Origin of the sequence: Planomonospora alba, assembly GCF_039534085.1 — a bacterium.
Lineage (GTDB): Bacteria > Actinomycetota > Actinomycetes > Streptosporangiales > Streptosporangiaceae > Planomonospora_B > Planomonospora_B alba.
The window spans coordinates 78630-101267 of record NZ_BAAAUT010000007.1 but is presented as its reverse complement, the minus strand read 5'-3'; the positions used below and the strand labels follow the sequence as shown (position 1 = coordinate 101267).

Here is a 22638-nt window from a genome sequence, read left to right as displayed (position 1 = left end):
CAATCGGGAAATGACCCTTCAGGGTACGGGGCGGCGCCGGAGGGAATGGCCCCGATGGGCCATGGGCACGCAAGACCGCCCGCCGTACCCTCGAAGTGGGTGTGGGCTGCGGAAGGAAGGACGACGCGGTGGGGCACGACGACCTGGACCTCAGGGTCCACGACCGTGTCGCGTTGGACGAGATCGCGCTCTACGCCGAGGTGCTTACCGCCGTCGCTGGCAGCGAACGGCCCCTCACCTTGGCCGAGCTCGACAACGCGCTCGGATTGAGCGCTTCGGCGACCTGCTGAAGCCACGGGATAGAACCGCGAGACCCGTCCCGGACTCCCCCGGAGGGGGTCCGGGACATGGTCCGCAAGGACGCCCGGGACCAGTCCCGGGGGACACGGGGGACTAGTCCGGAGCGGGGAGACGCACAGGACCGGTCAGGAGCGCACCAGCCGGGCGATCGCCGCCGAGGCCTCCTTGACCTTCGCCTCGGCCTCGGGACCGCCGGTGCCGATGGCCTCCGCGACGCAGTGGCCGATGTGGTCCTCCAGCAGGCCCAGCGCCACCGCCTGCAACGCCCGGGTCGCGGCCGACACCTGGGTCAGCACGTCGATGCAGTAGGCGTCCTCCTCCACCATCCGCTGCAGGCCCCTGATCTGTCCCTCGATCCGCCGCAACCGGGTGAGATAGGCCTGCTTGTCTCCGCTGTACCCATGCATGACCCAACGGTACCCGCGTCAGAGGCGCCCGGAGGTCTCCGCGATCAGTTTCTCCCACCGCTCGGCCACCGCGGGCGCCCCGTAGCCCGCCGCGGCCTCCAGCGCGCCCGCCGCCAGCTCCCGGCGCCGGCGCTCGTCGTCGATGAGGCCGAGCAGCGCGGCGGCGTACGCCCCGACCTCGTCACCGCCCTCGGGGACCAGGACGCCGCTCCGGCCGTCCACCACGAACTCGCCCGGCCCCCGAGCGCCGCCGAAGCCGACCACCGGCACCCCGCTGGCCATCGCCTCGATCACGGTCATGCCGAGCGCCTCGGCCCGCGACGTCACCGCCACGATCGACGCCTTGGCGAACTCCCCGCCCAGGTCGGGCGTGGTCCCCATGAAGTAGACGTGGTTGTGCAGGTGCAGGTCGGCGACCAGGGCCCGCAACCGCTTCTCCTCGGGACCCGAGCCGTACAGCCGCAGGCGCCAGTCGGGGCGCTTGCCCGCGACGACGGCGAAGGCGCGGATCAGCCGGTCGTAGGCCTTCACCGGCACCCAGCGGCCGCCGGCGGCGACGATGCGGTTGTCCATCCGCGAGCGCGGCCAGGGCCCGGCGGGCAGCGCGTCCCGGATGAGCCGGACCCCGACCTCCCCTTCCAGCAGGCGCTCCCACTCCGCGCGGCCGCTCTCGGTGGCCGCGACGACCGCGTCCAGGCGCGGATAGAACCTCCTGATCGGGCCCGGCACCGGCGGGCGGTCCCACTCCCGGGCGATCCGCACGGTCTCCCGTGGGGCGTGCCGGGCCGCCTGCACGCTCAGCCCCGGCCGGGTGGTGATCAGCACGTCCGCCCGCAGGCCGCGCAGCCGCCGCCAGAGGGCGACCTCGGCGCGCATCTCCCCTGCCGGGAGCAGGTGGCGCACCCCGGGCCGGGCGTCGACCAGCCAGGAGAGCCGCACCTTGGCGCGGATCGGGAAGAAGGGCCTGTCCCGGTGCCGCCGGACACTGACGATCTCCACGTCGTGGCGCTCTGCCAGCTCGCCCGCGAGGTTGACGACCGAGCGGACGTCCCCCCGCATGCCGTCCACCGAGGGGACGAGCAGGCAGATCCTCACGCGCCCACCTCGATCCTGAGCTCGTCGTCCGGCGTGTAGCAGGGTTTGATCGGGACCCCGTCGATCCGGGCGGCCGGGTAGTGCAGGCGGCGGCGCTTGCCGTCCACGTCGTCCAGGCGCGCGGCCAGGCGGAGCGGGCCGGACAGGCCCTCCACCTCCAGCTCCGGCTCCCACAGGCCGGGCCGGGCGGGCGCGGCGTCGACCACGTCGCACAGCGACAGGGCCGCGTGGAAGCGCACCCCCTGGACCGTCGCGGCGACGGACAGCCCGGCGTCCGGGTCGTCGCTGCGGCGCAGCGCCAGGCGGGCCTCGTGGCGGGACTCGTCGTCCTCCAGGCCGGTGAAGGCCAGCAGCCCGGTGACCTCGAAGCGGCCTTCCCTGAACCAGACCGCGCGGACCTCGGCGGCCGGCCGTACCTCGTCGACCTTCAGGGCGAGATAGCCGCCCTGCGTCCGGTAGGCCCGGTAGGCCCGGGTGCGGCGGCCGAGCGCGTAGGCGTCGAGGTGGTCGAGGGAGAAGCCGGGGTCGACGCTCCTCAGCCGGGTGCGCGCGCCGTCCCGCGCGAGGTAGGCGTCCCAGCGGCCGGGGCCGAGCGCGAGCGGGGCGAGGGAGACCGCGAGCGTCGCGTCGCGCGCCCGGGCGCCCGGGGCGCCCAGCGGCACCCGGCACTCGGCCTCGCCGCTCCGCTGCCGCAGCACCAGCTCGGTGTCCTCGGTGAGGGGGTCGTCGATCGCCAGCCGGAGGGAGAGAACGTCGGCCAAGGTGACTTCGGCATCCGTGACGACGGCACGCACCGCCGGCCCCCTCCCCCTCGAATGAGCTACGCGACGTTGAGGTTACCGTGATTTTCCCGTTATGTGAAAGAGAGGTTTAGGGGCGGCCGTCCTTTTCGCATTTGCCTGACAAAAGTCAGGCGCGGCCCGTGGAGAAACGGGCCGCGCCTGTTATCCGATCAAGAAATGACGATCAGGAAGCCTCGACCGGCTCGCCCTTGATCGACTTGATCAGCAACTGCGAGACGTCCACGACCTCGAGCGTCTCCTTCGCCTCTCCGGCGTTCTTCTTCTCGTTGATCGAGTCGCCCAGCATCACCAGGCAGAACGGGCAGGCGGTGGAGATGGTGTCCGGATCGGTGGTCAGCGCCTCGTCCACGCGCTCGGTGTTGATGCGCTTGCCGAGCCGCTCCTCCATCCACATCCGCGCGCCGCCGGCGCCGCAGCAGAAGCCCCGGTCCTTGTGGCGGTGCATCTCCTGGGTCTTGACGCCCGGCACCTTGGACATGATGTCGCGTGGCTGCGCGTACACCTTGTTGTGGCGGCCGAGGAAGCACGGGTCGTGGTAGGTGATCTTCTCCTCGATCGGGGTGACCGGGACCAGCTTGCCCTCGTCGACCAGCTTGGCCAGCAGCTGGGTGTGGTGGACGACCTCGTAGGTCCCGCCCAGCTGCGGGTACTCGTTGGCGAGGGTGTTGAAGCAGTGCGGGCAGGTGGCGACGATCTTCTTGACCCCGGCCTCGTTCAGCGTCTCGATGTTCTGCTGGGCCAGCATGTTGAACAGGAACTCCATGCCCAGGCGGCGGGCCGGGTCACCGGTGCAGGCCTCCATCGGGCCGAGCACCGCGAACTTCACGCCCGCGATGTGCAGCAGCTCGGCGACCGCCTTGGTGGTCTTCTTCGCCCGGTCCTCCAGCGCGCCGGCGCAGCCCACCCAGAACAGGTACTCGGTGTCCTCGGGCATCTTCTCGTCGATGAGCTGGACCTCGAAGTCGAGCTCCTCGATCCAGTCCGCGCGCTTCATCTCGGACATCCCCCACGGGTTGCCCTTGTTCTCGAGGTTCTTGACCATGACACCGGCCTCGGTGGGGAAGTTCGACTCCACCATCACCTGGTAGCGGCGCATGTCGAGGATGTGGTCGATGTGCTCGATGTCCACCGGGCACTGCTCGACGCAGGCGCCGCAGTTGGTGCAGGACCACAGCACGTCCGGGTGGATGACGCCGTCCTCGCCGACCAGCGGCTTCTCCAGCAGCGCGAGCACGTCCTGGCCCGCGTGCGCCCGCTGCTCCTCGCCCATCATCAGGTACGGCGCGACCTTGAAGGCGTGGTCGCGCTGGTCGAGGATGAGCATCTTCGGGGAGAGCGGCTTGTCGGTGTTCCACGCCGGGCACTGCGACTGGCAGCGGCCGCACTCGGTGCAGGTGTAGAAGTCGAGGAAGCCCTTCCAGGTGGTGTCCTCGATCTTGCCGCGGCCCAGCTTGTCGCCGTCGAGGTCCTCGTCCTCGAAGTCGACGACCTTGCCGTCGATGCGCATCTCCGGGGCCGCGCCGAGGGCGTCGGGCCGCCGGGAGAAGAGCACGTTCAGCGGCGCGGTGAAGATGTGCAGGTGCTTGGAGTTCACCACGATGACCAGGAACACCAGCATGACGCCGATGTGCAGCAGCAGGCCGATCTCCTCCAGCAGGGTGCTGGTCGGCAGGATCCTCGCGACCGCCTCGGAGGCGAACGCACCGGACTCGTAGGGGAAGTTCCCGGTGTTGACCGCGGCGCCGCGGGCGAGGAAGAGCGTCCAGATCACGTTGAAGATCATGAACAGGACGAGCCAGGCGCCGCCCAGGTGCGAGCCGGAGAAGCGGGAGCCGCGGCCGAGCTTCTTCGGGGAGTTCTTGATCCGGATGACCGTGAAGGCGGCCAGGCCGAGGAGGCAGGCGACCGCGATGAAGTCCTGCAGGAAGCCCAGGACCGGCCAGGTGCCGATGATCGGGATGTGGAAGTCCGGCTTCCCGGTGACCGCACCCTGGATGATCGCGCCGTACGCCTCGACGTAGACCGTGGCCAGGATGAAGAACGCCCACATGACGAAGAAGTGCGCGACGCCGGAGGGCGTCCACTTCAGCAGCTTCTTCTGTCCGAAGACCTCGACCAGCTGGGCCTTGACCTCAGCGCCGATGTTGTTCCTGGCGTATTCGATCCGCTCGGGCGCGGGCGGCCCGACGACGGCGAGCTTGTACAGGAACAGGACGCGGCGCGCGGCGAGCGCGAGCGCGACGACTGTCATGACGAGCCCGATGACGGCTACCCAGAGCACGGGTCCTCCTACAGACGGCGTTGGCTGCCAGCGTATGACCGCCGGTCACCCACAATGACCACAGGTCGCCCCGAATCCTACCCGTGGGTAACTTGAGCCCGGAATGGGAATCGCGGTGAACGTGGTCACCATATGGTCAATTCCCAGTCTAGAACAATGCTCTAGATGCTCAGGAACGGCTCCCGGTCACCGGGATCCCGCCAGATAGCGCTGGATCGCAGGCGCGAGCAGCTCGACGAGCTCCTCCGTGCCGGCCGAGGCGAGCGGCTCCAGCCGGAGCACGTACCTCGCCATGATCACGCCGAACATCTGCGCGAACGCGGCCTCCAGCCGGATCGGCGGGATGTCCAGCGCCTCCGCCACCCGCACCAGCAGCGCGCGCGTCATGAACTCCCGGATCATCCCGGCGGCCTCGTCGTTGGTCATCGCCGTGCGCACCATCGCCATCACCGGCTGGCGGGCCTCGGCGTCCGCGGTCGCCGCGAGGATGTAGCGGACCAGCCGCTCGCCCATCTGCTCGCGCGGCCCGGACAGGACCCGGGGGATCACCTCCTCGGGATCGACCGGCAGCTCCATCGCCGCGACGAACATGCCCTCCTTGGAGGAGAAGTAGTGGTGGACCAGGGCCGGGTCCACCCCCGCCTCCCGGGCGATGCCCCGGATCGTGGCCCGGTCGAACCCCTTCTCCGCGAAGACCCTGCGCGCCACCGCGAGGATCTGCCCGCGCGTGTCCGCCGAGCCCGGCCGCCGGCGCGGCCGCCGCCGCGCCGTACCCGCCGCCCCCCGGCCGGGCCCGTCCCCTGGCCCCCCCGCCCCGTCACCGCCGCCGGCCCGCCCGGCCGCCGTCACGCGGTGGCCGAGGCCGCGAGGTGCAGCCGGGCGAAGGCGAGCGCCTCGGCGAGGTCGTCGATCCGCGCGGTACGGCTCGGCGCCTTGCGCGTGTTGACCTCCAGCACCACCAGGCCGCCGAAGCCGTTGGCCGCCAGCCGCTCCAGGATCGGCGCGCACGGCTGGTTGCCCCGCCCCGGGACCAGGTGCTCGTCCTTGTTCGGGATGCCGACCCCGTCGGCCAGGTGCAGGTGGGCCACCCGGTCGCCGAGCTTGGTGAACATCTCCCAGGCGTCGACGCCCGAGACCGCCGTGTGCGACAGGTCCAGGGTGACCTGCGGGAAGTCGTAGTCGACCGGATTCCAGTCCGGGGAGTACGGCACGACCTTGTTGCCCCGGGCGCGCAGCGGGAACATGTTCTCCACCGCGAAGACCACGTCGGTCTCCTCGCGCATCCGCGCCAGGCCGATCTCGAAGTCGCGCGCGTAGTCGCGCTGCCAGCGGAACGGCGGGTGCACCACCACCGTCTGCGCGCCCACCCGCTCGGCGGCCCGCTGGGCGCGCTTCAGCTTGGCCCAGGGGTCCTTGCCCCAGACCCGCTGGGTGACCAGCAGGCAGGGCGCGTGGATGGCGAGGATCGGCAGCTGGTAGTGGTCCGACAGCCGCTCCAGGACGTCGATGTCCTGGCTGACCGGGTCGGCGCCCACCATGATCTCCACGCCGTCGTATCCCAGACGCGCCGCCAGCTCGAAGGCATCCGGGGTGCGCTCCGGATACACCGACGCCGTGGACAGCGCGATCTTCGCACTGGGCACTCGGATGACGCTCATCGGAGCCGTTCTCGCCTTCGGATCGGAGTGAGTCTGTCCGCGAACGCCGCGGTGCCCGTCGCCCCGCGCGCTCACTACTTGCCAGAGTAAGCGCGTCGGGGCCCCGATGGCTTCCAGCCACCCCTGTGCGACATGTATCACGCCGCTACGGTGGTGGCATGCCGCGGTTCGTCGAAGGTGCCATCCCCAGCCCCAACATCTGGAACACCCCCCAGGTCTACGAGCTGGAGAACCGCGCGGTCGACCCCGAGGGCCGGGCCGCGGCCGCGATGGCCGCCGTCCGGCCGCTCGCCGGCGCGACCGTCCTCGACATCGGCTGCGGCACGGGCTACCACCTGCCCGCCCTGTCCGCCACGGCGGCGCGCGTCATCGGCGTCGAGCCCCACCACGGCCTCGTCGAGCTCGCCAGGCGGCGCTGCCGCCCCCTGCCGAACGTCGAGGTCCATGCCGCCGCCGCGCAGGAACTGCCGCTCCCCGACGCCTCGGTGGACGTCGCCGTGGCCCGCTGGGCCTACTTCTTCGGTCCCGGCTGCGAGCCCGGCCTGGCCGAGCTCTCCCGGGTCGTACGGCGCGGCGGCACGGCCTTCGTGATCGACGTCGACGCCGCCCGCGGCGACTTCGGCCGCTGGTTCCGCCGTTCCATCCCGGCCTACTCCCCGCAGGCCGTGGCGGACTTCTGGGCCCGCCAGGGCTGGCAGGCGCAGCCCCTCGACCTGCGCATGGCCTTCGAGCGCCGCGCCGACCTGGAGGCCGTGCTGCGCATCGAGTTCACCCCCGAGGTCGCCGCTGCGGCCATCGCCGAGACGCCGGGCCTGGAGATCGCATATCCCAACGTGCTGCGCTGGAAGCACTTCTGACGGCTCCGCCGTGCCCGGAGCCTGCGCGCGGCCGCCCGGCGGCTCCGGTCCCGCTCCAGGAGGGCCTCAGGGCCCGCTCCCGGACCGCTCCGGGACGGCCGCCCGCTCCGTCAGGCCGCCGCCGGTTCCGTCAGGCCGCCCCCATCGGGTGCCGGCGGCGCACCAGGGGCGTGACCGCGCCCACCCCCAGCAGCACGAGCAGCGGGGCCAGGACCAGGCCGAGCAGGACCCCGGCGAGGACGTCGTGCGGGTAGTGCACGCCGACGAACACCCGGGAGAAGGCCATCACCGCCGCCAGCGGCAGCACGAAGGCGGCCAGCGCCCGCCAGGCGAGGACGAGCGTGCCCGCCGCCGCCCCCGCGATCACCGAGTGGTTGCTCGGGAAGGACCAGTCCCCCACCTCGGGGCAGACCGCGATGGTCACCAGGTTCCGGCAGGGCCGGTCCTCCCTGACGAGGATCTTGATGAGCTCGCTGAGCAGGTAGACGGCGACCACGGCCACCGGGCCCAGCAGGACCAGCGCCATGTCGCGGGGACCGCGGCCGCGCGCCCGCCACCAGGCCGCCACGAAGAGCGCGGCGAACACGAACAGCCCCGCGTCCGTGCCCGTCTCGGCGAGAGCGTGCACCCACGAGGGGGTGCCCTGGGCGAACTCGACGATGTCGCGGTACACGGCCGTCCTCCTGAAGCGGTGGTGAACATCTGGTAAACGAAGGATCTTATGGCGCGCCCCGGCCCCTCGGACCGGCGCCCGCGCCCGCGCGGCCCCGGCCCGCCCTCCGGAGCGGCCCGCGCCCCCGGCGGAGCGGTCCCCGGCCCGGGGGAACGGCGCCCCGGGGAACAGCGGCCCGGCGCTTGACCTTGACACCGGCGTCAGGGTTTACGGTCGTCGCGAGGAGGGGCCATGCGGATCGGGGAGCTCGCCCGGCGGGCGGGCGTCAGCACCAGGGCGCTGCGCTACTACGAGCAGCAGGGCCTGATCGCCGCGCGGCGGTCGGCCAACGGGTACCGGGAGTACGACGAGGACGATCTCCGGATCGTCGCCGAGATCCGCTCGCTGCTCACCGTGGGCTTCACGCTCGCGGACGCCAGGCCGTTCGTGGCGTGTCTGCGGGCCGGGCACGCCACCGGCGGGTCGTGCCCGGACTCCGTGGCCGTCTACCGGCGCAAGCTGGCCGCCCTCGACGAGGAGATCCGCACGCTGCTGGCCCGGCGGGCCGAGGTCGCCGCGCAGCTGTCCGCCGCCTGTCCGGGATGCGCGCGCAAGGAGCAGGGAGAGAAATGATCACTTTGACCGCGGAGAACTTCGACGAGCAGGTGCTCCGGAGCGACAGACCCGTCCTGGTGGACTTCTGGGCCGAGTGGTGCCCGCCGTGCAAGATGATCGCCCCCGTCCTGGAGGAGATCGACGCCGAGTACGGCGACCGCGTCACCATCGCCAAGATCAACGCCGACGACCACCCCGAGATCACCCTGCGGTACGGCGTGCTCGGCCTGCCCACGCTCAACCTCTACTCCGGCGGCGAGGTCGTCCGGCAGATCAAGGGCGCCAGGCCCAAGCGCATGCTCCTGGCCGAGCTGGAGGGCTACATCTGACCGGCCCCGCCGGGCCCGGGGCACGCCCGCCCCGGTCCCGGTCCCGCCCGGTCCCACCCGGCGCGGCCGGTGCGGCCGTGCCGGGAGCGCGGGCGCGGCGGGCGGGCCGGGCGGGTGAAAGTTGTCGGCCGGTGCCGGTACCGTGCGGCCATGGCGAAGAAGCCCGGTTATCGCTGTGGTGAGTGCGGTTGGCAGACCGCCAAGTGGGTGGGGCGCTGCGGTGAGTGCCAGGCCTGGGGCACCGTCGAGGAGGAGAGCGCCCGCGCCGGCGTGCACGTGGCCACCGGCGGCGCGGTCTCGGCGCCCGCCGTCCCCATCGGCCAGGTCAAGGCCGAGGTCGCGCACGCGCGCAGCACCGGCGTGCCTGAGCTCGACCGGGTGCTCGGCGGCGGCCTGGTGCCGGGCGCGGTCGTGCTGCTGGCCGGGGAGCCCGGCATCGGCAAGTCCACGCTCCTGCTGGAGGCCGCCTCCAAGATCGCACGCGGGCAGACCGTGCTCTACGTCACCGGTGAGGAGTCGGCCGCCCAGGTGCGGGTCCGGGCCGACCGGATCGGCGCGATCCACGACGACCTCTACCTCGCGGCCGAGACCGACCTGGGCGCGCTGGTCACCCACGTGGAGAAGGTCCAGCCCGGCCTGCTCGTGGTCGACTCCGTGCAGACGATCGGCTCGGCGCAGGCGACCGGGGTGCCCGGCGGGGTGACCCAGGTCAGGGAGGTCGCCGGAAACCTGGTCAGGATCGCCAAGGAGCGCGGCATGGCCACGGTCCTGGTCGGCCACGTCACCAAGGAGGGCTCGATCGCCGGCCCCCGCACGCTGGAGCACCTCGTCGACGTGGTGCTCCACTTCGAGGGCGACCGCCACTCCCGGCTCCGCATGGTCCGCGCGGTCAAGAACCGCTACGGCCCCGTCGACGAGGTCGGCTGCTTCGACCTGCACGAGGGCGGCATCGAGGGCATCGCCGACGCCAGCGGGCTGTTCGTCTCCCACCGCGCCGAGCCGGTCCCCGGCACGTGCGTCACGGTCACCATGGAGGGCACCCGGCCGCTCCCCGCCGAGGTGCAGGCGCTGGTGGCGCGGACCGAGGCCCAGCAGCCGCGCCGCTCCTCCTCAGGGCTCGACCCCTACCGGGTGACGATGGTGCTGGCCGTGCTGGAGCGGCGGCTCAACGCCAAGCTCGGCGGGTGCGACGTGTTCACCGCGACCGTGGGCGGCATCAAGCTCGCCGATCCGGCGGTCGACCTGTCGGTGATGCTCGCGGTGGCCAGCGCGGCAGGCGACCGGCCGCTGCCCGCGGGGCTGGTGGTGCTGGGCGAGGTGGGCCTGGCCGGCGAGCTCCGCCAGGTCCGCGACGTGCGGCGCCGCCTGTCGGAGGCCGCGCGGCTGGGCTTCACCCGAGCGCTGGTCCCGGCGGGCTCCCTCGACACCGACCGGGGACGGCGCGGCGAGCGCTCCCTGGTGCGCGTCGACGGCCGGGCCACGACCTTCGCCCCGGGCTTCGACGTCATCGAGGCGGAGAACGTCTGGGACGCCCTCCGCCACGTCACGGGCTGAGGCCTGCTCCCGGCCGGCGCCCGTCGCGGACGTCCCCGCCCCGCCGCGGACACCGGCGGTGCCCGTCGCGGGGGGTGATCCCTGACCGATCGAGGGCTTCGCCGGTAAGCTGGGCGCCGGAGCCCGGCGGGCCTGCGGTGCGGGCACGGGCTCTCGACACGGACCACGGGGGTCATGTGGGATCAACCGACAAGGGGCTTGACGAGCGCCGCAGAGCCGTCCTCGCCTCGGTCGCCCCGGGCACGGCGCTACGCGACGGCCTCGAGCGCATCCTGCGCGGGCACACGGGCGGCCTGATCGTGCTCGGATACGACGAGGTGGTCGAGTCGATCTGCAGCGGCGGGTTCGAGCTGGACGTCGAGTTCTCCGCGACGCGGCTGCGCGAGCTGGCGAAGATGGACGGCGCGATCGTGCTGAGCTGCGACGGCGACCGGATCGTGCGCGCGGCCGTGCACCTGATGCCCGACCCGTCCATCCCCACCGACGAGTCCGGGACCCGGCACCGCACCGCCCAGCGGGTCGCGGTGCAGACGTCCTTCCCGGTCGTCTCCCTCAGCAAGTCCATGCGGATCATCGCCCTCTATCTCGACGGCGTGCGCTACGTGCTGGAGGAGTCGGCGGCGATCCTGTCCCGGGCCAACCAGGCCCTGGCCACCCTCGAACGCTACAAGTTCCGCCTGGACGAGGTCTCCGGCACGCTCTCGGCCCTGGAGATCGAGGATCTGGTGACGGTCCGCGACATCGCGGTGGTCCTCCAGCGGCTGGAGATGGTCCGCCGGATATCCGACGAGATCGCGGAGTACGTCGTGGAGCTCGGCACGGACGGCCGGCTGCTCTCCCTGCAACTGGACGAGCTGGTCGCCGGGACGGAGACGGACCGGGAGCTCATCCTGCGCGACTACCTGCCCACGACGGGCCGCCGCGCCCGCACGGTCGCCGAGGCCCTCCAGGAGCTCGACCGGCTCTCCTCCACCGACCTGCTCGACCTGTCCACGGTGGCCCACGTGCTCGGCCACACGGGCGCCGGTGCGCTGGACACCCCGGCGAGCCCCCGGGGGCACCGCATGCTGGCGAAGATCCCGCGCCTGCCCGCCGCGGTCGTCGACCGCCTGGCCGAGCAGTTCGGCAGCCTCCAGAAGCTCCTGGCGGCCAGCAACGACGACCTCCAGGAGGCGGGCGGGGTCAGCGAGACCCGTGCCCGCCACATCCGCGAGGGCCTGTCCCGCCTGGCCGAGTCGTCCATCCTCGAACGCTACGTCTGACGGGCGCCCCGGGGCGCCCGGAGAAGGCGGTGGCGCGGCGCGCGGGCCGCCCGTCCAGGAGCCCGGCAGCAGCACAGCCCGTCCAGGAGCCGAGCAGGAGCCCGGCTCGTTCAGGAGCCCAGCTCGGCGAGCATCGCCGTGATCTGGGCGGAGCGCGACCTGTCGATCCTGCGGGCCAGCTCGACCACCTCGGGGTGCCTGCCGGTGCGGACCTCGGTGCGGGCCATGTCGACGGCGTTGTGCTGGTGACCGATCAGCATGTTCAGGAACTTCACGTCGAAGTCGGCGCCGCGCGCCGCCCCGAGTTCCGCGATCTCCCGCGGGCTGGTGGTGTGCAGGCCGCCGTGCGCGTCGTGCGCGCCCGGCGGAGCGGTCAGCGGACGGCCCCACTCCTTCAGCCGGCGGGTCATGGCCGTGATCTCGTCGCGCTGCGTGGCCTCGACCGCCGCCGCCAGGGCCTTCACGGTGCCCCGCGTGGAGCGGGCCCCGGCCAGGGCGGCCATCTGCACCCCCTGCCGGTGGTGGGGGATCATCATCTGCAGGAACATCACGTCGGCGTCGTTGAAGCCCTCGGAGCCGCCGGCTTCCCCGGGGGAGGCCGGGGAGCCGGTCGCGGCGGCCGCCTGCCCGGCGTCCGGTGGGCGTGCGGCGTGCCCGTCGTGCGGGGCCGCCGCGTGGTCGCCGTGCGAGGTGCTCGCCGTACCGCAGGCGGGCAGGAGCAGCAGGCTCGCGACGGCGAGGGCGAAGGTGGGGCGTCTCATGCGGTGGTTCTCTCCGAGCCGGGGCGGGCGGACCCGCGGGCGCCGGTCCTGACGGCGCGGCGCCCGCGGGCGGGTCAGATCCGCTTCCAGAGCGCGGGGACCTGCGGCGGCTCCCAGCCGGTGAGGGCGGTGTGCGCCTGGATGCAGCGGTAGCTCGCGCCGCCGTACGTGACCGTCGAGCCGACCGCGTACCAGGTCCCGGCCTTCCAGGTGCCGCCGGGCACGCCCGGCGCCGGGGTGGTGGGCTTGGCCGTCGGCTTGGTCGGGCTGGGCGCGGGGGCGGGCGGCTTGGTCGGGGTCGGGTTGGGGGCCGGGTTCGTCCCGCCCCCGCCGACCTGCAGGTCGATGCAGTTGTAGAAGGCCATGGGCGTGTCGGCGATGTTCCAGACGGCGAGGACCTTCTGCCGGCCGCTGTAGCCGGACAGGTTCACCACGTGCGAGACGGTCGCGCCGGGCTGCCTGCCCCCGTCGTTGAAGGAGGCGATCTTCTTGTTGCCGATGTAGTAGTCCCAGGTGCTGGTGGCGTGGCGGGCGGTCAGCACCCAGTTGAAGGTGACGCTGGAGCCGACGGAGGTGGCCAGCCAGGCCTTGCTCTCGTCGCTGAGCTGGGCGAAGCGGGGGACGCCTCCGTGGCAGTTCATCTGCCCCTTGGGGCCCTCGACGCTCTGCGGCTCGTAGACGATGTCGCCGCAGCCGGAGACCTTCCCCTGCGCGCACAGCGCCTGGCGGCTCGGCGGCGACGAGACGTACCCGTGGGCCGAGGCCGGGGAGGCGGTGAGCACCGTGGTCCCGAAGGCGACCGTCGCCAGCGTGAGAAGCGTGGCCGTTCTACGCATTCATCGTCCCTTGCTCTGGGTCTGCCGGAGGCAGAAGAGAAATGTCATGGCACATGGCCGCACGGCCTGGTCTCCTCGACCGGCGCGATGGGGGCGGTCGTTCTCCGGGCCGGGGCACGCGGTTCACCGAGCGGGCGGCCGCCCCGGAGCGCGCCCGGGGGAGCGGGCGGCGCGGGCACCGGGTGTGTCCGCGGCGGCCGCCTTCCACCGGTGTTCTCCCTGCTCTGCCGGGTGGGGGCTGCGGAGCGGGACGGCGGGGGCGGTCACGGCGGGGCGGCTCTTTCGTGCTCGGCGAAACCGATGGTTTTTTATAACAAGAAAAACCAGCAATCAGTCTTATGAGAGACTTAAATGCCATTTAGCGACACCATAACGCCGAAATCCGGACCCCACCGGAGTGTCAGCGGAGGTGGAAGACCACCTTGTCGCTCTTCAGCCGGGCGGCCTTGACCACGGCCACGTAGGTCCCGGGACGGGCCTCGGTCCGCTTCGCCCGGCAGTCGGACCCGGACCTGCGGCGGTCCCACGCGAACTGCCGGACGTACGGGATGCCGCGCTCGAGCCTGTGCAGGTCCTCGGTCTCACCGCTGAGGCAGTCGGCGGACGACCAGACGCGGTCGCTGCCGGAGGTGATCCGGACCTCCAGCGCCCGGGGCCCCACGTCGGCCGTGCACATCACCTCGCCGGTGTTCACCAGTGTGAGGATGAACCGCGGCAGGCTTCCGGCGGCGTGGACCTCCCCCTCCCCGAGGAGGTTCAGCACGAGGTCGGCGGGCTCGCAGGGCTCGCCCGGCCGCTTCGGGCGCGGGGTCGGCGTGGCTGGCTTCGGCGAGGGTGTACGGGCCGCAGGCGTGGGGGTGACCGTGACCACCGGCAGCCCGGACAGGACCGGGGTGGGGGTGGGCGACCCCGCGGGGGCCGCATCGGCCTTCGAGGTGTTCTCCGGCCCACCGGCCGCCGAGCAGGCCCACGCCACGATCGCGACCACCACGAGGACGGCGACGAGCGCCGCCAGCCGGCGCCGCCAGTAGACGTCGATCCCGATGTCGTTGCGGAACGTCTCCGGGTCCATCGTGCTCCTCGCGAAGGGACTACGGGTTCTCCGGCGGGGAATCGCTCCCCTGGCCCGGTCGCCGCGGGTGGGGGCGCGCGGAAGGGCCCCGCCGCCGGCCGCCATCCGCCCCGGCCGAGGGGAGCGGGAGTCCGCTCCATCACTCAGAGGGGCGGATGAGTTACAGACAGTATGGACAGTCGTTGCCCGGGGGTGGCGGCGACCCGCCGTTCCCTCACGTTCCGATGGGTAAACATGTCGTCGGGCGGCACTATCGTCGAAGAGTGCCCGAGCGCAATCCTCTGCTGACGCCCGTCCTCGAGTGGTATGCCCGGTCCGCCCGCGAGCTGCCGTGGCGTGAACCCGGCGCCACCCCCTGGTCGATCCTGGTCAGCGAGATCATGCTGCAGCAGACGCCGGTGGCGCGGGTCCTGCCGGTCTGGACCGAGTGGATGGAGCGCTGGCCGACACCGGCCGCCCTCGCCGCGGAGCCCCCCGGCGAGGCCGTGCGGCACTGGGGCCGCCTCGGCTATCCGCGCCGCGCCCTCAACCTGCACGCCTGCGCCCGGGCCGTCACGGAGCTGCACGGCGGCGAGGTGCCGGCCGACCACGCCACGCTGCTGACGCTCCCCGGCGTGGGCGAGTACACCGCGGCCGCGGTGGCCAGCTTCGCGTTCAAGGGCCGCCACGCCGTCCTCGACACCAACGTCCGCCGGGTGCTGGCGCGGGCCGTACGGGGCGAGGAGTACCCGCCGAAGGCCACCACCGCGGCCGAGCGCGCGCTCGCCGAGTCGCTGCTCCCCGGCCCGCAGGAGGCGCCCGTCTGGGCGGTGGCGGTGATGGAGCTGGGCGCCCTGGTCTGCACGGCCCGCGCCGCCCGCTGCGCCGACTGCCCCATCAGCGGCCTGTGCGCCTGGCGCCTGGCCGGCAAGCCGCCCTACGAGGGGCCCGCCCGCCGGGGGCAGACCTACGCGGGCACCGACCGGCAGTGCCGCGGCCGGCTCCTGGCCGTGCTCCGCGCGGCCCACGGCCCCGTCCCCAAGGCCGCCCTCGACGTGGTCTGGAGCGACGCCGTCCAGCGCGAGCGCGCCCTCGACGGCCTCGTCGCCGACGGCCTGGCCGAGGTCCTCGACGACGGCACCTACCGCCTCCCGCTCTGACGGCGCCCCGCGCCGCCAGGCCGCCGGCCGCGCCCGTGCCCTCACCGGCCCCGCACCCGCGGTCGCACCGGCCCCCGCCGTCAGGCCGCCAGCCGCAGTCCCAGCGCGGTGAGGTTGGTCCGCGCCCAGTCGAGCTCCTCGGCCAGCATGTTGACCAGCGTGCCCGGGGTCCTGGCCCGCAGCGGCACGCCCAGGTCGTGGGTCTCCACCTCGACGTGGGCCGTGCCGTTGACCGCCCCGGAGAGCATGGCGGTCAGCGTGTCCTCCAGGACCGGACGGGTGCTGGGCAGCTCGCGGCAGGAGTCGCCCGCGTGGTTGTGCACGTGCCCCAGCTTGACGACGGGCATGCCCGCCTGGGCCAGGCCCCGCAGGGCCGCCGCGGGCTCCTCGGCGCCGCCTGCGAGGTGGCAGGCGTCCAGGCAGATCCCCAGGTGCTGGGAGTCTATGCCGCAGATCCAGTCCATGGCCTGCTCCGTGGTCTCCAGCACGCAGCCGGGCCAGGGCTCGAAACCGACCCGGATGGTCTTGCCGCTCGCGCTGTACAGGCCCCGCAGCTCGCGGGAGAGGCGCTCCAGACGGCGGGAGGCGATGGCGTGCAGGTCGGCCGGCCAGTCGCGGCGCCAGCCGATGGGGATGGTGGAGATGCTGCCGAAGCGCACGTCGTCCGGGAGCAGGAAGGCGAGGATCTTCGCCAGCGCCATCGTGTAGCGGTAGCGCTCCGGCTTGGCCCAGTCGGGGCCGGGGGCGTCCTGGTTGCGCCCGCCGGTGCCGTTGAGGCTGACGACCTCCAGGCCGCGCTCCTCCAGGGAGCGGCGGAGCCGCACCAGCTCGATGCGGTCGGCCATGAGGTGGTCGGCCACGGCCGGCGAGAGCCAGAGCCCCACCCCCATCCGCTCCACGCCCAGGCGCTTGCGCACCGGCACCGCGTAGCGGGTCAGGTGCGCGATGAGGTTCTCCAGGTCCTCGGCGGGGTGCACGCCCGCGTTGTAGGCCAGGTGAACGAGCGTCCCGTCCTCGTGCCGCAAGCGCATCGGATGCCTCCCAGGCGTGTTCGTAGTGAGAGCCCTGCGTGAGAACTCCGGCCGTCCCACGTCCGCGGTCCCGTCCTCGCGGGCCGCGAGCCCTCCCCTGGCGGGAACCCGACCGGCCCGCGGAGCAGCATCCCCCGTCCGTACCGGTCTCCGCGTCACTCCCGGAGTTGATTCACCCGTACGCCGCTGGGCTGATCCCGCGGTCCTGCCCCGTCCGGCGCGGAGACGGGCTCCGGCGGCCGGGACGTGGTCCAGTTCGCTCTACAGAGTGTAGTACTACATTTCGTGGCGGGAAGCACCCCCGGGTAACGAAAAGACCGGCCCCGCCGTGAGCGTGTCACGGCGGGGCCGGTCTCGTCCGTCCGGCGCGCTGGCCGGGGGGGTTCTCAGTGCTGGATCGGCTCCGCGATGGAGGCGGCCGAGTCGGGGACCCGGTTCGTGCTCTCACCGGTGAAGACGAACTTGGCGTTCTCACCCTCGCCCTCGACCGTGATCTTGACGGTCTGGCCGGGACGGAGCTCGCCGTACAGGATCTTCTCGGAGAGCGTGTCCTCCAGCTCGCGCTGGATCGTACGGCGCAGCGGGCGGGCGCCCATCACCGGGTCGTAGCCGCGGTCGGCCAGCAGCTGCTTGGCCTCCGGGGAGACCTCCAGGCCCATGTCGCGGTCCTTCAGGCGCTCGGCCACCTGGGCGAGCATGAGGTCCACGATCCGGATGATCTCCTTCGGCGTCAGCTGGTGGAAGACCACGATGTCGTCGACGCGGTTGAGGAACTCGGGCCGGAAGTGCTGCTTGAGCTCCTCCTGGACCTTCGCCTTCATCCGGTCGTAGTTCGACTCGGAGTCGTCGGACTTCGCGAAGCCCACCCCGATGCCCTTGGAGATGTCCCGGGTGCCGAGGTTGGTCGTCATGATGATGACGGTGTTCTTGAAGTCCACCACGCGGCCCTGGGCGTCGGTCAGGCGACCGTCCTCCAGGATCTGCAGCAGCGAGTTGAAGATGTCCGGGTGGGCCTTCTCGATCTCGTCGAAGAGGACCACGGAGAACGGCTTGCGCCGCACCTTCTCGGTGAGCTGACCGCCCTCCTCGTATCCGACGTAGCCGGGCGGGGAGCCGAACAGCCGGGAGACGGTGTGCTTCTCCATGAACTCGGACATGTCCAGCATGATCAGCGCGTCCTCGTCCCCGAACAGGAACTCGGCGAGCGTCTTGGACAGCTCGGTCTTACCGACACCGGACGGGCCGGCGAAGATGAACGAGCCACCCGGGCGGCGCGGGTCCTTCAGACCGGCGCGGGTGCGGCGGATCGAGCGGGACAGGCCCTTGACGGCGTCCTCCTGCCCGATGATCCGCTTGTGCAGCTCCTCCTCCATGCGGAGCAGCCGCTGGGACTCCTCCTCGGTGAGCTTGAAGACCGGGATGCCCGTGGCGGTGGCGAGGACCTCGGCGATGAGCTCCTCGGTGACCTCGGCCACGACGTCCATGTCGCCGGCCTTCCACTCCTTCTCCCGGCGTTCGCGCTTGAGCTGGAGCTGCTTCTCCTGGTCGCGCAGGGCGGCGGCCTTCTCGAAGTCCTGCGCGTCGATCGCGGACTCCTTCTCGCGCCGCACGTTGGCGATCTTCTCGTCGTACTCGCGCAGGTCCGGCGGGGCGGTCATGCGGCGGATGCGCATGCGCGAGCCGGCCTCGTCGATGAGGTCGATCGCCTTGTCCGGCAGGAACCGATCGCTGATGTAGCGGTCGGCCAGCTGCGCGGCGGCCACCAGCGCGCCGTCGGTGATGGAGACCCGGTGGTGCGCCTCGTAGCGGTCGCGCAGGCCCTTGAGGATCTCGATCGTGTGGCTGAGGCTGGGCTCGGCCACCTGGATCGGCTGGAAGCGCCGCTCCAGCGCCGCGTCCTTCTCCAGGTGCTTGCGGTACTCGTCCAGGGTGGTGGCGCCGATGGTCTGCAGCTCGCCGCGGGCCAGCATCGGCTTGAGGATGCTGGCGGCGTCGATCGCGCCCTCGGCGGCGCCCGCGCCGACGAGCGTGTGCAGCTCGTCGATGAACAGGATGATGTCGCCGCGGGTGCGGATCTCCTTCAGCACCTTCTTCAGGCGCTCCTCGAAGTCACCGCGGTAGCGGGAGCCGGCGACCAGGGCGCCGAGGTCCAGGGTGTAGAGCTGCTTGTCCTTGAGCGTCTCGGGCACCTCGCCCTTGACGATCTTCTGGGACAGGCCCTCGACGACGGCGGTCTTGCCGACGCCGGGCTCGCCCACCAGGACCGGGTTGTTCTTGGTCCTCCGGGAGAGGACCTGCATGACCCGCTCGATCTCCTTGTCGCGGCCGATGACCGGGTCGAGCTTGCCCTCGCGGGCGGCCTGGGTCAGGTTGCGGCCGAACTGGTCGAGCACCAGCGAGGTCGACGGCGCGGCCTCCTGCGGACCGCCCGAGGCCGCGGGCTCCTTGCCCTGGTAGCCGTGGAGCAACTGGATGACCTGCTGACGGACCCGGTTGAGGTCGGCGCCGAGCTTCACCAGCACCTGGGCGGCGACGCCCTCGCCCTCACGGATCAGGCCGAGCAGGATGTGCTCGGTGCCGATGTAGTTGTGACCCAGCTGCAAGGCCTCGCGGAGCGACAGCTCAAGGACCTTCTTGGCGCGCGGGGTGAAGGGAATGTGCCCCGACGGCGCGGACTGGCCCTGGCCGATGATCTCCTCGACCTGCTGACGCACACCCTCAAGACTGATGCCGAGGCTCTCCAGAGCCTTGGCGGCAACGCCTTCACCCTCATGGATCAGACCAAGAAGAATGTGCTCCGTACCGATGTAGTTGTGGTTGAGCATCCGGGCCTCTTCCTGGGCCAGGACGACAACCCGCCGTGCGCGGTCGGTGAACCTCTCGAACATCTCGTCGCTCCTCACAGAGCGGTCAGGCAGGTCCGGGATATCCGGGCCCTGTCCTCCCGCATGGTAGCCCCGACCCGGCAACCGCTCTACGTAGAAGACGTTCCCCGAGAGCAGGGCGTTCACGCTCTATCCAACTACCTGTCGGGGGTGCGGTGTTCCCGATACGCCGCAAGCGAACGACGTTTATCGGCCGCCGCGGTCCATTCGCGGTCCGCGCCCGCCGCGCAGGGGTGATTCCTCCGGGCGATCCGGGGCGCCGGCACGGGATTCCACCGGCCGGTACGGCCCGCGGCGCGGTTCTCCGGCTCTCTCCGGCTCCGCGTCCGGCCCGCGGACTGGATGACATGTATGGATAAGGAACGGACGAAAGGCCCCGGGCATTCCCGCCGGACGCGGCGCACCGGGGGTGCGGGACCGAAGGGGCGGCAGAAGGAGCGGGGAAGGCGCCCGGGAGGGCGCCGGGAGAGGCGGTCGGGGCGGCACCCGGACCGGCTCCGGAAGGCGGGCGGCCCCTCGGGCGGAGCCCGCACGCGGCCCCGGCCGCGGAGAACGCGGGCGGAGTCGGAGAGGACGCACCGGATCGGTGCGGGAACCCCAGGGCGCGCAGAACCAGGGCGCGGACCGTCCCGCGGATCCGGCGGACGGCCCCGCGGACCCATGAGCACATCATGCGGTTATGGCCGCCACCGGACCCCACCGTGACCGCCATAACCGCATGATTCACCGACGGGTGAACCCTCGTGCGCCGTTCACCGCTCAGTGATGAGCCGCCTCGTACTCCTGGACGATCGTGGAGGCGATCCGGCCGCGCTCGCTGACGTTCATGCCGCGGGCCTTCGCCCAGGCGCGGATGTCGGCGCTCTTCTCCCGGCTGAGCGCCCTCGTCCCACCGGCACGGCGGCGGCGCGGAGCGGCGGAACCGGCCCGGCGGGCGCTCGCCGTGAAAGGCGCAAGGGAGTCGCGGAGCTTCTTCGCGTTTACGTCACTCAGATCAATCTCATAGCTGATGCCGTCAATCGCGAAGGAGACGGTCTCATTGGCCTCGCCCCCATCGAGGTCGTCGATGAGAATCTCCTGGATCTGCTTGGCCATCTGCGCAATCCTTTCGGCGGAGTATTGCTTCATTCGCTAGCCAAACATATACCCATGAAGAGAGAGCAGCAATTCCGGAGCCGGGTGATTCCAGGCGCGCGCCCGGGAAGGCGACTCAGCCGTTCTGCGACTCGCCTTGATCGGCCTCTTTCGCGGTCCGGCGACCGGCGGCCTCACTGCGAAAGAGCTTGAAAACTGCGTACACGAAGACCCCGCCCACGACCGCGGGGGGTATCAACGCGGACATTACCTCGTACATTGGCCCTCACTCCGCACCCGGGTGGCATTCCCGGTCATGGGATTTCCGGTGGCGGCGCCCCGCCCCGGGGACCGACCGGATGGGCGGATCAGCCCACACATGACCATAGCGGCTTCCAGGATCGATGGGTGTCACAGGGCACCCATGACACTCATCACCTACCTTAATGCTTCTCTCCAGGCGCCTTACCGGTTCCACTCCGTAAAGCGCCGGGGAAAAGGATGACAGAGTGGTCACCGGATGATCGTTTTCTCCGGCCCGGTCCCGTCAGCGCAGGTCACGCACCACGCGACTGCCCGCCGTCCGATCATGGATCCCGCGTTGGAGCGGCTTGTCGACGAGGATGAACAGGGCCGCCGCGGAACCGAAGAGCGCGGCCGGAACGTTCACCAGGGGAATACCCGCCGTCAGGAGAAGGCCGGGGTAGAGAGCGGCCCGTCTCATCAACCCGGCACGGTCCAAGGACGCACCGCCGTACGGCACCAGCCGGATCCGCATGAGTTTCTTACCGAGGGTGCGGCCGCAGCGGGCGTGCATCGCATAGTCGTAGGCCGTATAAGCGCCGAAGGCGATCAGACCGGCGAGCAGTCCGGGCAGCACCCGCGGGTCGGCCGCGCGGTCTTCACCGGCCGGCGGCGCGAAGAGCGGGTAGAGCGAGCGCGAGAGAATCCAGTAGAGCGCCACGAAGCCGATCGCGTCGATGATGCGGGCGGCCAATCGTTCCCACCATTCGGCGGGCGGGGCGGGAAGCGCGGGCGGCGGGACGGCCGTGCCCATTGGTGCGCCACGGGTTCCGGCGGGCGGGGGAGGGGCCGATCCGGGGCGATTGTCGTCGGAGTGCCGAGAGACGGCCATGGCGTTCCTCCCGCCGGCCCGAATGAGTTTGCGCGTCCCCCGCAGTCTGCCCCGGAGGCCCCGCCCGACACCGCTTTTCCGGGGCCGTATGAAAAACGGGGCCGCCGGTCCGGCCGGCGACCCCGATGATCACACGACTACTTGACCTTGACGACCACCGTCGAGGCGGCCTTGTCGTGCAGGCACTGCTGGAGCGGCCTGTCCCAGAACTGCCAGAGCACGTTCACCAGGGAGAAGAGGCCGACGATCCAGCCGACGAACGGGATCCAGCGCACGAGCTGCGGACCGTAGAACACGCCCGCGCGCTTGGCCGCGGCGTCCATGGGCAGCCCGCCGGCCGTCGAGTGGCTGCCGACCTGGACCACCTTGATGCCCAGCGCCATCTTGCCGACGGTCTGGCCGTTCTGCTTCAGCATGAACAACTCGTAGGCGAGGTAGATGACGGCCGCGATGACGGTCGTGAGCAGGGTGTAGAGGAACGTGTCCCCTGTGTCGATCTCCCCGGTCTCGAAGTTGATGCTGGGCGCGACGGCCAGCCCGCTCAACGCGAAGGTGATGATGAACGTCGGGATCGCCAGGATGAGCGCGTCGAGGAGGCGGGCCAGGAGGCGCTGCCACCACTCGGCGAGTGGCGCGGGGGCGCCGGGGGCCATCGCGCCCTGCGGGCCGTAACCCTGGCCGTAGGACGCCTGCTGGCCGTAGCCGGCGGGCTGGCCGTACCCCTGCTGGCCGTAGCCCGGCTGCTGCCCGTAGCCGGGCTGGGCCGCCTGCTGCCCGTAACCGGGCTGCTGCCCGTAGCCCGGCTGGGCCGCCTGCTGCCCGTACCCCTGCTGGCCGTAACCCGGCTGCTGCCCGTAGCCGGGCTGGGCCGCCTGCTGCCCGTACCCCGGCT

At 71.8% G+C, this 22638-nt stretch carries 22 protein-coding genes; 7 read left to right on the top strand and 15 right to left on the bottom strand.

The annotated features are described in order from the left end of the window. The first annotated feature begins 128 nt into the window (after positions 1-128). Positions 129-290 (top strand): hypothetical protein, encoded by a 162-nt coding sequence (locus ABD823_RS06030; protein WP_344856742.1) that lies wholly within the window; start codon positions 129-131, stop codon positions 288-290. 135 nt (positions 291-425) lie between these two features. On the opposite strand, the gene ABD823_RS06025 is transcribed toward ABD823_RS06030, so the two are convergent. The 6 genes from ABD823_RS06025 to ABD823_RS06000 form a co-directional block, all read right to left on the bottom strand. Then, on the bottom strand, positions 426-707 hold the full coding sequence (locus ABD823_RS06025; RefSeq protein WP_344856741.1) for a metal-sensitive transcriptional regulator: 282 nt from the start codon (positions 705-707) through the stop codon (positions 426-428). An 18-nt stretch (positions 708-725) separates the two neighbouring features. Beyond that, positions 726-1802, bottom strand: a complete 1077-nt coding sequence (locus tag ABD823_RS06020) for a glycosyltransferase (protein ID WP_344856739.1) — start codon at positions 1800-1802, stop codon at positions 726-728. Continuing rightward, positions 1799-2563 carry a hypothetical protein gene (locus ABD823_RS06015; protein WP_344856737.1) on the bottom strand — a complete coding sequence of 255 codons (765 nt, stop codon included), beginning with the start codon at positions 2561-2563 and terminating at the stop codon, positions 1799-1801. Before ABD823_RS06015 ends, ABD823_RS06020 begins: the two co-directional genes overlap by 4 nt. 205 nt (positions 2564-2768) lie before the next feature. Beyond that, entirely contained in the window at positions 2769-4886 is a 2118-nt protein-coding gene (locus ABD823_RS06010; RefSeq protein WP_344856736.1) for a (Fe-S)-binding protein, read from the bottom strand. Between the two features lie 186 nt (positions 4887-5072). Then, positions 5073-5594, bottom strand: a complete 522-nt coding sequence (locus ABD823_RS06005; RefSeq protein WP_344856734.1) for a TetR/AcrR family transcriptional regulator — start codon at positions 5592-5594, stop codon at positions 5073-5075. 137 nt (positions 5595-5731) lie between these two features. Further along, positions 5732-6544 carry a sugar phosphate isomerase/epimerase family protein gene (locus tag ABD823_RS06000; protein WP_344856732.1) on the bottom strand — a complete coding sequence of 271 codons (813 nt, stop codon included), beginning with the start codon at positions 6542-6544 and terminating at the stop codon, positions 5732-5734. A gap of 158 nt (positions 6545-6702) precedes the next feature. Here ABD823_RS06000 and ABD823_RS05995 point away from each other — a divergent pair, with 158 nt between their 5' ends. Further along, positions 6703-7401: a class I SAM-dependent methyltransferase gene (locus tag ABD823_RS05995; protein ID WP_344856730.1), complete on the top strand. Its 699-nt coding sequence runs from the start codon at positions 6703-6705 to the stop codon at positions 7399-7401. Between the two features lie 130 nt (positions 7402-7531). On the opposite strand, the gene ABD823_RS05990 is transcribed toward ABD823_RS05995, so the two are convergent. Further along, entirely contained in the window at positions 7532-8074 is a 543-nt protein-coding gene (locus ABD823_RS05990; RefSeq protein ID WP_344856729.1) for a phosphatase PAP2 family protein, read from the bottom strand. A gap of 231 nt (positions 8075-8305) precedes the next feature. On the opposite strand from ABD823_RS05990, the gene ABD823_RS05985 reads away from it, so the two are divergent. The 4 genes from ABD823_RS05985 to disA all read left to right on the top strand — a co-directional run bounded on the left by ABD823_RS05985 (position 8306) and on the right by disA (position 11813). Further along, a complete protein-coding gene (locus ABD823_RS05985; protein ID WP_344856727.1) occupies positions 8306-8686 on the top strand; it encodes a MerR family transcriptional regulator in 381 nt (126 codons plus the stop codon). Then, the gene (trxA, locus tag ABD823_RS05980) at positions 8683-8997 is read left to right on the top strand and encodes a thioredoxin (RefSeq protein ID WP_344856725.1); all 315 of its coding nucleotides are present in this window, start codon (positions 8683-8685) and stop codon (positions 8995-8997) included. The genes ABD823_RS05985 and trxA overlap by 4 nt, the downstream gene beginning before the upstream one ends. A 150-nt stretch (positions 8998-9147) precedes the next feature. Further along, positions 9148-10551: a DNA repair protein RadA gene (radA, locus tag ABD823_RS05975; protein WP_344856723.1), complete on the top strand. Its 1404-nt coding sequence runs from the start codon at positions 9148-9150 to the stop codon at positions 10549-10551. A 176-nt stretch (positions 10552-10727) separates the two neighbouring features. Further along, complete coding sequence (disA, locus tag ABD823_RS05970) at positions 10728-11813, top strand: DNA integrity scanning diadenylate cyclase DisA (protein ID WP_344856722.1); 1086 nt, start codon at positions 10728-10730, stop codon at positions 11811-11813. Between the two features lie 110 nt (positions 11814-11923). On the opposite strand, the gene ABD823_RS05965 is transcribed toward disA, so the two are convergent. The 3 genes from ABD823_RS05965 to ABD823_RS05955 all read right to left on the bottom strand — a co-directional run bounded on the left by ABD823_RS05965 (position 11924) and on the right by ABD823_RS05955 (position 14482). Continuing rightward, entirely contained in the window at positions 11924-12574 is a 651-nt protein-coding gene (locus ABD823_RS05965) for a DUF305 domain-containing protein (RefSeq protein WP_344856720.1), read from the bottom strand. 74 nt (positions 12575-12648) lie between these two features. Then, the gene (locus tag ABD823_RS05960; protein WP_344856718.1) at positions 12649-13410 is read right to left on the bottom strand and encodes a lytic polysaccharide monooxygenase; all 762 of its coding nucleotides are present in this window, start codon (positions 13408-13410) and stop codon (positions 12649-12651) included. A 400-nt stretch (positions 13411-13810) separates the two neighbouring features. Further along, positions 13811-14482 carry a hypothetical protein gene (locus ABD823_RS05955; RefSeq protein WP_344856716.1) on the bottom strand — a complete coding sequence of 224 codons (672 nt, stop codon included), beginning with the start codon at positions 14480-14482 and terminating at the stop codon, positions 13811-13813. A 263-nt stretch (positions 14483-14745) separates the two neighbouring features. Between ABD823_RS05955 and ABD823_RS05950 the strand changes: the two genes are divergently transcribed. After that, a complete protein-coding gene (locus ABD823_RS05950) occupies positions 14746-15621 on the top strand; it encodes an HhH-GPD family protein (RefSeq protein WP_344856714.1) in 876 nt (291 codons plus the stop codon). Between the two features lie 80 nt (positions 15622-15701). On the opposite strand, the gene ABD823_RS05945 is transcribed toward ABD823_RS05950, so the two are convergent. The 5 genes from ABD823_RS05945 to ABD823_RS05925 all read right to left on the bottom strand — a co-directional run. Then, positions 15702-16652 carry a TIM barrel protein gene (locus ABD823_RS05945; protein ID WP_344856712.1) on the bottom strand — a complete coding sequence of 317 codons (951 nt, stop codon included), beginning with the start codon at positions 16650-16652 and terminating at the stop codon, positions 15702-15704. Positions 16653-17038: 386 nt separating this feature from the next. After that, complete coding sequence (locus ABD823_RS05940) at positions 17039-19540, bottom strand: ATP-dependent Clp protease ATP-binding subunit (protein WP_344856710.1); 2502 nt, start codon at positions 19538-19540, stop codon at positions 17039-17041. Positions 19541-20296: 756 nt separating this feature from the next. After that, positions 20297-20632, bottom strand: a complete 336-nt coding sequence (locus ABD823_RS05935; protein ID WP_344856709.1) for a histone-like nucleoid-structuring protein Lsr2 — start codon at positions 20630-20632, stop codon at positions 20297-20299. Between the two features lie 526 nt (positions 20633-21158). Beyond that, positions 21159-21668 carry an RDD family protein gene (locus tag ABD823_RS05930; RefSeq protein WP_344856707.1) on the bottom strand — a complete coding sequence of 170 codons (510 nt, stop codon included), beginning with the start codon at positions 21666-21668 and terminating at the stop codon, positions 21159-21161. A gap of 215 nt (positions 21669-21883) precedes the next feature. Then, positions 21884-22638, bottom strand: a 755-nt coding sequence (locus ABD823_RS05925; protein WP_344856705.1) for an RDD family protein, incomplete at its 5' end; no start/stop codon positions are given.

Excerpts from the sequence above, each read along its gene's own strand:
- ABD823_RS06025 (WP_344856741.1), bottom strand. The coding sequence starts at position 707 with ATGCATGGGTACAGCGGAGACAAGCAGGCCTATCTCACCCGGTTGCGG.
- ABD823_RS06000 (WP_344856732.1), bottom strand. The coding sequence starts at position 6,544 with ATGAGCGTCATCCGAGTGCCCAGTGCGAAGATCGCGCTGTCCACGGCG.
- ABD823_RS05995 (WP_344856730.1), top strand. The coding sequence starts at position 6,703 with ATGCCGCGGTTCGTCGAAGGTGCCATCCCCAGCCCCAACATCTGGAAC.
- ABD823_RS05985 (WP_344856727.1), top strand. The coding sequence starts at position 8,306 with ATGCGGATCGGGGAGCTCGCCCGGCGGGCGGGCGTCAGCACCAGGGCG.
- trxA (WP_344856725.1), top strand. The coding sequence starts at position 8,683 with ATGATCACTTTGACCGCGGAGAACTTCGACGAGCAGGTGCTCCGGAGC.
- radA (WP_344856723.1), top strand. The coding sequence starts at position 9,148 with ATGGCGAAGAAGCCCGGTTATCGCTGTGGTGAGTGCGGTTGGCAGACC.
- ABD823_RS05965 (WP_344856720.1), bottom strand. The coding sequence starts at position 12,574 with ATGAGACGCCCCACCTTCGCCCTCGCCGTCGCGAGCCTGCTGCTCCTG.
- ABD823_RS05960 (WP_344856718.1), bottom strand. The coding sequence starts at position 13,410 with ATGCGTAGAACGGCCACGCTTCTCACGCTGGCGACGGTCGCCTTCGGG.
- ABD823_RS05955 (WP_344856716.1), bottom strand. The coding sequence starts at position 14,482 with ATGGACCCGGAGACGTTCCGCAACGACATCGGGATCGACGTCTACTGG.
- ABD823_RS05945 (WP_344856712.1), bottom strand. The coding sequence starts at position 16,652 with ATGCGCTTGCGGCACGAGGACGGGACGCTCGTTCACCTGGCCTACAAC.
- ABD823_RS05940 (WP_344856710.1), bottom strand. The coding sequence starts at position 19,540 with ATGTTCGAGAGGTTCACCGACCGCGCACGGCGGGTTGTCGTCCTGGCC.
- ABD823_RS05935 (WP_344856709.1), bottom strand. The coding sequence starts at position 20,632 with ATGGCCAAGCAGATCCAGGAGATTCTCATCGACGACCTCGATGGGGGC.
- ABD823_RS05930 (WP_344856707.1), bottom strand. The coding sequence starts at position 21,668 with ATGGGCACGGCCGTCCCGCCGCCCGCGCTTCCCGCCCCGCCCGCCGAA.